Annotated in this window: 12 protein-coding genes; 6 read left to right on the forward strand and 6 right to left on the reverse strand. The window is 33.4% G+C overall.

Annotation, left to right across the window (positions count from 1 at the left end):
* Positions 1–21 precede the first annotated feature (21 nt).
* Together AC1RRU_RS01980 and AC1RRU_RS01985 are read left to right on the forward strand one after the other, a co-directional pair.
* Complete coding sequence (locus tag AC1RRU_RS01980) at positions 22–969, forward strand: osmoprotectant ABC transporter substrate-binding protein (protein ID WP_011274933.1); 948 nt, start codon at positions 22–24, stop codon at positions 967–969.
* The gene (locus tag AC1RRU_RS01985; RefSeq protein ID WP_070663189.1) at positions 969–1655 is read left to right on the forward strand and encodes an ABC transporter permease; all 687 of its coding nucleotides are present in this window, start codon (positions 969–971) and stop codon (positions 1653–1655) included. Before AC1RRU_RS01980 ends, AC1RRU_RS01985 begins: the two co-directional genes overlap by 1 nt.
* A 59-nt stretch (positions 1656–1714) precedes the next feature.
* Here the strand turns inward: AC1RRU_RS01985 and lrgB are convergent, their stop codons facing one another.
* The 4 genes from lrgB to AC1RRU_RS02005 form a co-directional block, all read right to left on the reverse strand.
* Complete coding sequence (lrgB, locus tag AC1RRU_RS01990; protein ID WP_011274935.1) at positions 1715–2416, reverse strand: antiholin-like protein LrgB; 702 nt, start codon at positions 2414–2416, stop codon at positions 1715–1717.
* Positions 2416–2871: an antiholin-like murein hydrolase modulator LrgA gene (gene lrgA, locus AC1RRU_RS01995; protein ID WP_011274936.1), complete on the reverse strand. Its 456-nt coding sequence runs from the start codon at positions 2869–2871 to the stop codon at positions 2416–2418. Before lrgA ends, lrgB begins: the two co-directional genes overlap by 1 nt.
* A gap of 272 nt (positions 2872–3143) precedes the next feature.
* Entirely contained in the window at positions 3144–3914 is a 771-nt protein-coding gene (locus AC1RRU_RS02000; RefSeq protein WP_011274937.1) for a response regulator transcription factor LytR, read from the reverse strand.
* Positions 3915–5669 carry a sensor histidine kinase gene (locus tag AC1RRU_RS02005; RefSeq protein ID WP_070855522.1) on the reverse strand — a complete coding sequence of 585 codons (1755 nt, stop codon included), beginning with the start codon at positions 5667–5669 and terminating at the stop codon, positions 3915–3917. It lies immediately after the preceding gene.
* 434 nt (positions 5670–6103) lie between these two features.
* Here AC1RRU_RS02005 and AC1RRU_RS02010 point away from each other — a divergent pair, with 434 nt between their 5' ends.
* From AC1RRU_RS02010 to AC1RRU_RS02025, 4 genes are all read left to right on the forward strand, one after another.
* A complete protein-coding gene (locus tag AC1RRU_RS02010; protein WP_493196426.1) occupies positions 6104–7498 on the forward strand; it encodes an MFS transporter in 1395 nt (464 codons plus the stop codon).
* Positions 7499–7681: 183 nt separating this feature from the next.
* Entirely contained in the window at positions 7682–8614 is a 933-nt protein-coding gene (locus tag AC1RRU_RS02015) for a 2-dehydropantoate 2-reductase (protein WP_016930758.1), read from the forward strand.
* 284 nt (positions 8615–8898) lie between these two features.
* Positions 8899–9372, forward strand: coding sequence for a DUF1440 domain-containing protein (locus tag AC1RRU_RS02020; RefSeq protein WP_049426566.1), 474 nt, complete (start codon positions 8899–8901; stop codon positions 9370–9372).
* A 55-nt stretch (positions 9373–9427) separates the two neighbouring features.
* Entirely contained in the window at positions 9428–10279 is an 852-nt protein-coding gene (locus tag AC1RRU_RS02025) for an NAD-dependent epimerase/dehydratase family protein (RefSeq protein WP_033079725.1), read from the forward strand.
* Positions 10280–10365: 86 nt separating this feature from the next.
* On the opposite strand, the gene yidC is transcribed toward AC1RRU_RS02025, so the two are convergent.
* Together yidC and AC1RRU_RS02035 are read right to left on the reverse strand one after the other, a co-directional pair.
* Entirely contained in the window at positions 10366–11199 is an 834-nt protein-coding gene (gene yidC, locus AC1RRU_RS02030; RefSeq protein WP_011274944.1) for a membrane protein insertase YidC, read from the reverse strand.
* A 107-nt stretch (positions 11200–11306) separates the two neighbouring features.
* The gene (locus AC1RRU_RS02035; protein ID WP_016930755.1) at positions 11307–12791 is read right to left on the reverse strand and encodes a serine hydrolase FLP; all 1485 of its coding nucleotides are present in this window, start codon (positions 12789–12791) and stop codon (positions 11307–11309) included.
* Between the last annotated feature and the right edge of the window lie 116 nt (positions 12792–12907).

The raw sequence follows: 12907 nt of genomic DNA on the forward strand, positions 1-12907 counted from the left end.
CAAAGGGAGGATTTTAAAATTATGAAAAAGTTAAAACTTACTTTCATACTTCTTGCAATGTCTCTCATCGTATTATCTGGATGTAGTTTACCAGGTTTAGGCGATGGTGACGGTAAAGATAGTGTGAAGATTACTGCCACAGAAACTAGTGAAACAAAAATTATGGCAAATATTGAAAAACTAATGATAGAACATTATACAAATGGCAAAATAAAACCTACTATTGTTGGTAATTTAGGTTCCAGTATTATTCAACATAATGCATTACAACGTGGAGATGTGAATATGTCAGCAGTAAGATATACTGGAACAGAATTGACGAGTGTACTTGATGCACCACCAACAAAAGATACTAAAAAAGCAATGTCAGAGTCACAAAGATTATTTAAAGAAAAATATAATCAGAAATATTATGACTCATTTGGGTTTGAAAATACGTATGCATTCATGGTTACTAAAGAAGTAGCTGAGAAATATCATTTAGAAAAAGTTTCCGACTTAAAAAAATATAAAGATGAATTACGTTTAGGCATGGATACACAATGGATGAACCGTGCTGGTGATGGATATCCAGCTTTCCAAAAAGAATATGGGTTTAAATTTGCGAGTGCACGCCCAATGCAAATTGGTTTGGTGTACGATGCTTTAAAAAATAAAAAATTAGATGTTGCTGTTGGTTATTCAACCGATGGACGTATTGCTGCTTACGATTTGAAAATCTTAAAAGATGATCGTAAATTCTTCCCACCATATGATGGAAGTCCATTAGCAACTGAAAAACTAATCAAAGATCACCCTGAAATTGACAAAGCATTGAAAAAATTACAGGGACAAATTAGTACTAAAGAAATGCAGAAATTAAATTATGAAGCGGATGGAAAAGGTAAAGAACCTGCCGTTATTGCAGAGGAATATTTGAAGAAACATAATTATTTTGAAGATGACAGTAAGAAAGGTGGTCAAAAATAATGAAAGGTAACTTGTTAAGCTCACTTTATGAATACTATACCTTGAACTTTGGCTATCTGATGGAACTCTTTTTCAAACATTTATTAATGTCTATTTATGGCGTGTTATTCGCTTGTATTATTGGCATTCCGATAGGGATTTTAATTTCAAGATATACAAAGTTATCATGGCCTATTATTACTATCGCGAATATTATCCAGACAGTTCCAGCAATCGCGATGTTAGCAATACTTATGCTAGCACTTGGGTTAGGGCCTAATACTGTAGTGTTTGCAGTATTCTTATATGCGTTACTTCCAATTATTAAGAATACGTACACTGGCATTACAGAAGTAGACTACAATATTAAAGATGCAGGCAAGGGTATGGGAATGACTAAGAATCAAGTCATGCGTATGATTGAATTGCCATTGTCATTATCAGTGATTATTGGTGGTATTCGTATTGCTCTAGTTGTAGCGATTGGTATCGTGGCAATTGGCTCATTTATTGGAGCTTCTACACTAGGAGATATTATTATACGAGGTACAAACTCTACTGATGGTACGGTTTATATACTTGCTGGTGCCATTCCAATTGCGTTAATTGCGATTATTATAGATTTAGGATTACGTTTATTAGAAAAGAAACTCAATCCAACGAATAATAGTAAGAAACGAGACAATAAAGTTCAAAGTATTAATTAATGGTTACAAATGAAAAAGAACCTGAGCACAACATTGTGTTCAGGTTCTTTTTAAAATGTTTAGAATAAAATTGAAGCTAATGGTGGAACAATGGCAACGATAATTACGCCAACGATAACAACGGCGATACTACCCATTGACTCTTCAGTTTCACCAAGTTCTTTGGCTGCAGCTACGCCAAGTGTGTGTCCACTTGTACCAAGGGCTAAACCACGAGCGATTGGATTTGAAATTTTAAACCACTTAACAATTTTAGTACCTAATGCAGAAATAACAACGGCATTTAGAATAACGGCTAATGACGTTAACTCTTTGACGCCACCAATACCTTGTGATACTGGAAGGGCGATCGCAGTTGTAGCAGCTTGTGGTAGCATTGAAGCACCAATTTGATCGCCTAATTGGAATACAATAGCTACTAAGTAAATTAAGATAAGTGCGATTAACGTTCCAATTGCGATACCCCCAAAAATTTGTAGCCAATATTTTTTAAGTACATCACGTTTTTTATATAAAGGGATGGCGAAACTAATTGTTGCTGGCTCTAAGAAGAAGTTAATAATGTCTCCACCTATTTTGTAATTTTCATAACTAATACCTGTTACTTTTAAAAATACGATCCCCGCAACCATTGCTACGAAAAGTGGTGCTAGTAAGAAGAAACCGTTCGTTTTTTTATAGAAATATTGTGCAATGACAAATGGTATTAATGAGACTAATATACCAAAATACGGTGTTGTAATTCCTAAATGATCTACCATTAGTTACCCTCCCCAAGTTTAGTTTGTTCATTTTGCTCTTTAGATGGGAATAATGTTTTTGTTACGAATAATTGTGAAACAAATCCTACACAGATAAGTAGTAATAACGTTGAAATAATAATTAATAGCAATATTAAAATAGGATGTTGGCTTAATATTGGTAAAGAATTGATAACCGAAATTCCGGCCGGTACGAATAAGAAACTAATATTATTCGTTAATGCTGTGCCGACACCTTCAACTTGACCTAATTTGACCACACCAGTGCATAATAGGATGAATAGTAATACGAGTCCTATTACTGACGCTGGCATAGGAAATGGTATGAAACTTTCAATAATTTTAGATATAAATAGTACGATAGCAATCGTTAATGCTTGCTGAAAGAAATTATACGTTTTTGCTAACTTATGATTTCCTTTATGAGCATTACTTTGTGATTGTTCATTTGCCATATTTTAACGCTCCCTTTCTCTTTCCCTTACAGATAGAATATTATGAAAACGTTTACTATTGTGAGTTTTGGCAGTGACTTACAAAAATTAGGACGTGAGTTGCAATATATTCAAGTTGAAAATCAAATAGTCAAAATAATAACAAATGATAAGACATTTATTTATAAAATAAAAAAGTATTTAACCTTATTTGGCGTATCAAATATTGATGTTTGCCATAGATTAAATACTTATTAAGATGATTAATATGTTTACGTTGTATGTTTGACTGGTTAAGCAAGGCCAATTTCATGTTTAAATGCCTTCATAAATGATCGACTAACTTGAAATTTATCTCCCGATGTCATGGTTACTTGATAGGTATAATTGAACCAATGTTCAACGCTATCGATATGCGTTTTATTAATGATAGTCGCACGATGAATTTTAATAAATGTGTTATTCGATAATTTCTTTTCATAGTAGTTAAGTGGTTCATTAGTTTGATATGTGCGATGAGTGGTATTTATCGTTGTTATCCCATTGTTGACTGAAACTGCTGTGATGTCATCTTTTCGGATCACATAGATACGTTCATTCATTTCAATTGGTAGTACGGTTTGGTCTTCATTTTCTTGGCGATCATCTTGTTGCATTGATAGCGTAGATGGTTCACTTGTTATATGATCTATCTCATTGCTATTAGATATTTGATGCTTAACTTTATTGACTGCTTGCTCTATACGTTCAAGTTCAAAAGGCTTGAGTATATAATCAATTGCATCAAGTTCAAAGGCTTTAACTGCAAATGTATCGTGTGCCGTTGCAAAAATAATGTGTGGTGGTTGTTTCATTTTCTTTATTTTTTGTGCTAAATCTATACCACTTTCATCCATAAGATTGATATCTAAAAAGACTAAATCATATGTTTCTGATAAAAGTTTTTCTAACGTTTCTTCTATGTTTTCAGCTTCATCAATCACGTTAAATCCAGATATCTCATTTAATAAGTAATGAAGCTCATTTCGAGCTAATGGTTCATCATCAACGATTAACGTCTTCACTTAAATATCCTCCTTTATTGTGTGTGATGGTATATGGCAACTTACCGTCGTTCCTATTTCTGTTGATTCAAAATGTAAGGCGGCCTTTGTGCCGTAAAGTCCAATTAACCGTCTGTTTAAATTTTCTAAGGCACTACCAGTTCCTGTCTCTGAATCGACACTCATTTGTCCAATCAATGGTAACTTATCATCATCAATGCCACTTCCATTATCACGAACAGTTAATGTTAATTCTTCATTGTCATGGTGTGCAACTACATCAATAATATTATCTTTGCGACGGTGTTTAAAGGCGTGTTTGATAGCATTCTCAACTAGAATTTGAATGACGAAAGGTGGGATAAGCACATGCTTACATGATGAATCAATATGATATTGAATTGTGAATCGATCAGGGAAGCGTGCTTGTTCTAATGCCAAATAGGCCTCTACTTGTTGCAATTCTTTTTCCAAAGTAATGGTGTTATTTCGAGCTCCTTGCAAATTTGATCTAAAGAATTGGCTTAACTGCAATAATAACTTTCTTGCCTTTTCACTATCAATACGTACGAGGGCTGAAATGGTATTAATCGCATTAAAGAAGAAGTGCGGATTAACCTGTGCCTGTAACGATTTGATTTCAGCATCTTTTAAAAGTTTACTCTGCATTTCGGCCTGACCCAATTCTAATTGACTTGAGAAGATATCTGCTAGGCCACGTGCGAGTTGTTTCGTCGATGTTGTGTTTTCATATTCATTTGTAAAATAAAATTTTAATGTGCCGGCTACTTCTTGATTAATCATTAAAGGGATGACGATAGCAGATGTTAAAGAACAATTTGGATTGTTGCATCCGATTTCTTCTTTAGAGTGTGCTTCTTTTAAATGACCCGTTTTTATGACTTCTTTTGATAAATCGGTAATGATTGCTTTTTTAGCAACATGGTGGTCACTTGCAGCGCCCACATGTGTTAAAATATCTGTTCTATTTGTGATAGCAACCGCCGATACGTTCATCAATTTCAGAATGATTTCAGCAACGGAACGTGCAGACTGTTCAGTTAAACCAGACCTAAAATACGGCAACGTTTTATTCGCTATTTCGAAGACATCATGCGTTTGAATAGCACGGGTTTGCTCTTCTTGTTTTAATGTTGAAAGTATTATAGATAAGAAGATAGCTGACCCAATACTATTGATTAAAATCATAGGTAAGGCGATAAATTGAACAAGCGACCATGCAGAAGCTGTATCGTTGGCAAAGATGAGTATGCATGCCATTTGAATTGCTTCATTAATTGCACCAATAATGGCACCCATTAAAACGGTTGGGTAAGTATAGCGACGCATTGTACGATAACCATAAAACCCTGATATAAGTGCGATGAAAATAGATGAAATGAGATAGGTGTATGCATTTGCACCGCCAATATAAAGGCGTGACAACCCTGATACAATGCCTACTATAATTGCGACGAAAGGTCCGCCAATTAAACCAGACATCCCTATTGTTAATACACGTGTATTTGCCATAGATGCATCGTCATTTAGGTGGTAATAAATATTACTAGATACAATATGTCCATTTTCAATTTCAATTCCAGTGAAATTTGAAGTTATAGCAAATAGAGCGAACAAAATTGTTAATTGCCATTGAGAACGCAATTTTTCGCGTTCGCCCATCATCGTTTTAAAGTGATTAATATTCATTAACATATAGGCGATAATAATGATTAACCCTACACGTTCAAGCAATAATATAAATAAATTAAACATAGTAAGCACCTATTCATTGTAGTTTCAGTTAAAATACTTATCCTTTCTATAATTATAATATGGATAATTTTAACTTAATAGTTTAAAATTAAAACTTATAATTTGTAGGTATCTAATTATTGATTTATTGCACTTTTGAGTATGTTGTTAAAAATATTTATTGAAAAAGTTAGAGTATTTTATTAAGTCATTTCTTCTTAATTATGATAAGGTTTTCAATGTAAACTAATTTCTTAAGTGAGTGTTGTATCTAACATAATCTAACGTCAAATAATGAAAGTCATGATGCACATGTTAATAAATTATAGAAATAGGGAACTTATTAATTAACGCTATAGACATAAAATTGATGACACTCATTATAGTTGCTTTATTAGGACTTAAATCAACTTGAGTAGATTAGTTTTAGGGTAATTTAGGAGGAATTTTTCGAGATGGAGTCTTCAAAACAATTTAGGGGAGATAATAAATTACTAATTGGTATTATAATCAGGGTACTCACATTCTGGTTATTTGCACAATCATTAGTTAACGTTGTTCCAACGTTACAATCTTCATTTAACACAGACATGGGTACGATTAACATTGCCATTAGTTTAACTGCATTGTTCTCTGGACTATTTATTGTAGGGGCAGGAGATATTGCAGACAAATTAGGTCGAGTAAAAATGACATACATCGGCTTAGCATTAAATATTATTGGTTCATTATGTTTAATCATCGCACCTGTCGCATGGTTGCTATTAGTAGGACGTGCGTTACAAGGTTTATCAGGTGCATTAATTATGCCGTCAACACTTGCAATAATAAATGAATATTACATAGGAAAAGAAAGACAACGCGCTGTTAGTTACTGGTCTATCGGTTCTTGGGGCGGTAGTGGTATTTGTTCATTATTTGGTGGTTTCATGGCCTCAACGATTGGATGGCAGTGGATTTTTATTGTTTCAATTGCACTTTCAATTTTAGCCTTTTTCTTAATTAAACATACACCCGAGACTAAAGTTGAACCTAGTGTAGATGAAACTAAAACAAAATTTGATGTGACTGGTTTAATACTATTGGTTATTACACTATTAAGTGTTAACGTGATGGTTACGCAAGCTGCAGATCGAGGACTGTTCTCGCCAATGATCTTATCACTTGGTGCTGTATTCTTAGTTGCAGGAATCTTATTTATTATTAGAGAATTAAAAACAGAGAACCCGTTAGTTGATTTTCATATTTTCAAAAATAAGGGTTATAGTGGTGCGACATTATCCAACTTTATGTTAAATGGTGTTGCCGGTGGTACACTTATTGTTGTTAATACGTATTATCAAAGTCAATTAGGTTTTAGCTCATTACAAGCAGGTTTAATTTCAATTACGTACCTTGTAGCTGTACTAATCATGATTCGTGTTGGTGAAAAATTATTACAAAAACTTGGTGCTAAAAAACCATTATTAGTAGGTAGTGGTTTTGCATTCTTAGGATTACTACTATTATCTTTAACATTCTTACCAAATGTTGCTTATATCATTTCAAGTATTATAGGTTACTTATTATTTGGTATCGGTTTAGGTACATATGCTACTCCTTCTACTGATACAGCGGTTGCAGAAGCACCTGATGATAAAGTAGGTGTAGCATCTGGATTGTATAAAATGGCGTCATCTTTAGGTAATGCTTTTGGTGTTGCTATGTCTAGTACCATTTATGGTTTTGGTGCATCATTCATGAATTTACAACTCGGCGGCGCTGCTGGCGTATTATTCAATGCCGGAATTGCTTTAACTGCATTTATAGTAATTTTAATTTTAGTTCCTAAGAAATTAAGAACAAATTAATATAAATATTAGTTTTTAATAGTGAGATATCGAATTCGATTAGAGTTCGATATCTTTTTTAATAAATTAAAGAACAATTTATATTAATTATCTTAAAATTGTGAATATTCCGTTTACAATATTGACGTTATAAATTTAAAGTAGTATTTTAAAATCATCATTAGGAAAAAGGGGTCGTGACATATGAAAATAGCAATTGCAGGTTCTGGCGCGTTAGGAAGCGGATTTGGTGCGATGTTATACCGTCAAGGGTATGATGTAACGTTAATTGATGGATGGGAGCCACAAGCGAAAGCAGTTATACAAGAAGGTTTACATATAGACATCAATGGTAAAAATCATCATCTTAACATGACGATGTATCAACATAACGATATTCCACAAGATGCTCAATTTGATGTTATCTTTTTATTCACTAAAGCGATGCAGTTACAAGATATGCTGGAACATATTAAAGCACACATTCATGACAATACAATTATGGTTTGTACGATGAATGGTTTGAAGCACGAACGTTTAATTCAACATTATGTTGACGAATCACGAATTGTGCGCGGTGTTACTACATGGACTGCAGGATTAGAATCTCCTGGACATACACATTTAATGGGGGCAGGTCCGGTTGAAATTGGTGCACTTGTACCTAAAGGTCAAGCTAATGTTGATGTCGTGTATGAACTGTTAGATCAATCTGGTCTTAATCCACATAAAAGTGAGCAGCTGCAACAATCAATTTGGAAGAAAATTTGTGTGAATGGTACTGCTAATGCACTTTGTACGATATTAGAATGTCGTTTATCAAATTTAAATGAGAGTGATTATGCGAAACAACTTATTTACAAGATTACACAGGAAATTGTACAAGTTGCAACGGTAGATGGCGTACATTTAAATGGAGATGAAGTTTACAATTATCTCATCGATTTAAATGAAAAGGTAGGCCCACATTATCCATCAATGTATCAAGATTTGATTAACAATAATCGTCTTACAGAAATTGATTATATTAATGGAGCAGTTGCTCAATTAGGTAAAGAACATCATATTGATGCGCCAGTTAACCAATTTGTAGCGAATATGGTACATGCGAAAGAGCAACAACGACATGCAAAATAATGTCCAATTAGAAGACATGAAGGGTATGTCATCAACTCGTATCTGAATAAAAGTAATTGATTCTATGATTTAAGATTGAATTGTGGAATCACCTTAATGGTAAGGTGGATTGGAGTGAGATGTTGGATTCAAATTGGATTCAGTCTTGCTCCTTTTTTAAATCGAATAATTATATCTTTATCACAAAAAGTGATACGCTTAACCCTTATTGAAATATGAATGGTTATAAAATAGTCCTAAACGGGTAGAAGAAGGTTAAGTGAATTTAAGGAGCTGTTATTAGAATGAATCGTTCAACGAAACGTGTCGTTATTACAAGTATTGTAGGTGGATTGCTAAGTGGTGCGGTTAAGATTGGCTGGGAAGCTATCGTTCCGCCTAGAACACCGGAACGTGAGAAAGAAACCCCTCCAATGACATTATTGAATCAGGTGGGATTACCAGATTCAATAAAAAAAGCAACCTATCACTATAATGGTAATGATATTCCAATAACGGTTATGGGGATTCATTATGGCTTCTCTGTAGCAAATGCTCTTGCATATGGCTTATTAGCTGAAAGATTTCCACGAATCACTGCCTTAAAAGGATCATTATTTGGCGTTGCTATTCATATTGCGTTTCATGAATATTTATTGCCAAAGTTGAAATTGACACCTCAGGTTAAATACTTACCTTATGAAGAACGACTTTCAGAGTTGTTTGGTCATATCGTTTGGATGAATACTATTGATATGATTAGAGATTCTAGTAAGTAGGTTAGATTGAGATATTCATTTTCAGAAAGAGAGAAATAGAAAGGTGAGTACAATAATGACTAAAATATTTATTACAGGCGCAACAGGATTAATCGGAACACGATTAACAAAACGTTTGGTTGAAGAAGGACATGAAGTTGCCGGATTCACTACATCTGAGAGAGGTAAAGAGAAATTAGAAAGACTCAATGCTAAAGCATATATTGGTGATATTTTAAAAGCTGATACTATTGATGCAGCAATTGGTGACTTTCGTCCTGAAATTATCATTAATCAAATTACAGATTTAAAAAATGTTGATATGGCTGCAAACACAAAAGTGCGTATAGAGGGCGGTAAAAACCTAACTGATGCGGCACTTAAATTTGATGTTAAAAAAGTAGTAGCTCAAAGTATTGGTTTCATGTATGAACCAGGAGAAGGACTTGCTACTGAAGAAACACCATTAGATAATCATTCAGATGGTGACAGAAAAATTACGGTAGATGGCGTGGTTGGACTTGAAAAAGAAACCGCTCGTATGGACCAATATGTTGTGTTACGTTTCGGTTGGTTATATGGACCAGGTACTTGGTATGGTAAAGACGGTATGATTTATAATCAATTTAAAGATGGCGAAGTAACATTATCAGATGGTGTCACATCATTCATTCATTTAGATGATGCTGTTGAAGTATCTATTCAAGCGATGAACTTTGATACTGGTATTTATAATGTTGCAGATGACGAGCCAGTAAAAGGATCAGACTTTGCAGCATGGTATTCAAAAGAAGTTGGTGTGGATCCTAAAGTCACTATCCAACCCGCACAACCATTTGAACGTGGCATTACAAATGACAAGTTTAAAGAACAAGGTGGTACACTAATCTATAATACATGGAAAGATGGCATGCACCCATTAAAATAAATTATTAGTAAAAGAAGCACTGTTACAAGCTAATTGCAATTAGCTTGTAACAGTGCTTGTTGTATTGATGGAATGTCTTTATTACTTTAAGCCTTATCATCGTTAGTCTTATTTTGACGTTGTTGCTCAATTTGTCGTTTGAGTTGTTCACCTGCTGCTTTACCCACTTTTGCATAATGGCTATGTGCAAAATGCATTTGAATAATTAAAAACGTTGCACTTATCGCCCAGTATAAACTTAAGGCTGAAGCAGATTGTAGTGATGCATAAATAATAAATAATGGCGATAATACCATCATGACATAGTATGTGCGTCTTTCTTCTTTTGGATAATGCATTGCATTGACCAAAGGTTGAATGAAGTAAAGTAAAGCTGCTATAAATGTCATGATTAAATCCGTATGCATTAAATTGAACCATAAAAAGTGAGGGTGCTCGATAATACCACCACTCGTTGGATATTTAATACAAGCGTATAAACCTAATAAAATAGGAATTTGGATTAATATCGGCAAAGTTCCAACTAGGCTTTTGAATGGATTAATACCATAGTCGTTGTACTTTTTCATTAATAATTTATTAGCTGCAGTACGTTCTTCTTGTGTATCAGCATTCTTTAGTTTATCTTGCAGTTTCTCAATTTCCGGTTTAACTACCTGAGTTTTACCTCTCATAATGTGAATGTTTTTCACTTGGATAAACATTAGTGGCATTAGTACAAGACGTATGATAAGTACAATGACAATAATAGCTAATCCATAATTCTCATGGAATGTACGACCTAAGAAGTGAAGTAACATATCCATTGGCTTAACAAATATAGTATAAAAGAACCCATGTTGATCTTCTTTATGAGAATAGTCACATCCACCCAATAATATGACAATACTCATTAAGAATAAGGACCATTTTTTTCTCATTTATAATCTCCTATGTGCTTGAGGTCTTTAATAATCTTAGTCTTTAATATGTTTAGCTTAACATATTCGTATGTTTAGCGTAGCAGTTAATCTCAATTTTATGACTTTTATTTGTTTGTATTTGTAATTATTTTTAAAAGAACTAAACCAAAAAGACTCGTTAATAAAGTGATGAAACCTAGTATAGTGACTTTAGCTGGTGCTGGTAGCCATGTCATAATAAATTGCCAATCAGAGCCATTTAGTAACAATGAAGGCAATAGATGTAGAAGGCCTAAAATTAAAATAAAGCCGATTGAAAGAATGAGTATTCGATATTTCGTGTTTTTACGTTGAAAGCTTAATAGGATCGATTGATGACTGGTCATATGACGATATAAGTAAATCAAAGTTATAGCAACCATGATCCAAATCACGATTGTAACTACAATAATCATAGTTTGGTATTGATTGATGTAGTATTGTACCGTGTCAATATGCTGTCCTTGACTTAATTGTGTATTTAAATGTTTGGCAAGCGTTGGCGTATGACTAGAATAAGCATTTGCGAGAACAACAATGCCATAGTCTTTCTTAGGATTCAAAATAATATAAGATGAATAGTTCTCAAGCGTACCCGGATGATAGATAAGTGTTTCTTGATTATCTTTAGTGACAAACCAGCCTGTTGCATATTGAGAATCATCATCGTCATTTGTTTTAACTTTAGGTTTGTGTGTAGTTTCAACTAAAGATTTTAAATGTTTTGGGGGATGAAGTTGAAATTTTATCCAAGGTTCTAAGTCATGTGTGCTAGCCATTAAATAGGCTGCTGGGTTATCACCGATATTAAACTTTGGATTATCTGAGTATGCTTTATTATGTTGAATATCATACCCCTGAGCATCATCTCCGCCTTTTTTATTACTTTCTTTAGTAGAAATATGTTTCATATTTAAAGGTTTGAAAATATGTTCACTCATATAAGATGAATAGGGAGAATGAGATATATTCTGAACAATTAAACCTAAAATATCGTAATTCATATTAGCATATTCGAACTGTTCTCCTGGTCGATGGTTCAGTGAACGACCATTAATACTGTTAACAATTCCATCTAGACTATCCGTCTTTTTTGTAATTTTATCATTGTCAGTGATATCTCCTGGAATACCACTAGTTTGAGTTATTAATTGATTAATAGTAATTTCTACTTTTTTCCCTTTATATTTCATATGAAAGTTAGGTATGTATTTACTTATAGGGTCATTTAATTTGATTTTCCTTTCATTGACTAGTTGCATAATGGCATATCCCGTCATTGCTTTGGAATTAGAAGCAATTTCAAAGCGTGTATTGGAAGTTACTTTTTGTTTATTTTTAATGTTTGCATACCCATAACCTTTATTGAGTAACATTTTATTATCTTTAATAATTAATACAGAGACGCCAGGAATGTGACCATCATTCATTTCGTTTTTGACAATGCTGTCCAAATAATTTTGAGAAGTAGGGCTAATCATTGAATAGTTGGGTTGCCATTTAATCATGATTGAACAAATAAATAAGATAATAACTAATACGACTCCACTGAAAAGAAATGTCTTTTTCATTTTTAATCCTCTGATCATAAGATTTAAGTAGCGAACAATTTACACTGTTAACGACAATAGTATAGCAAGTTTTTTCATAAATTGCTCTTGTACTTCTTTTGAGTTGCTATCTATTG

This window comes from Staphylococcus sp. GW821-FHT11H10 (genome assembly GCF_058807855.1).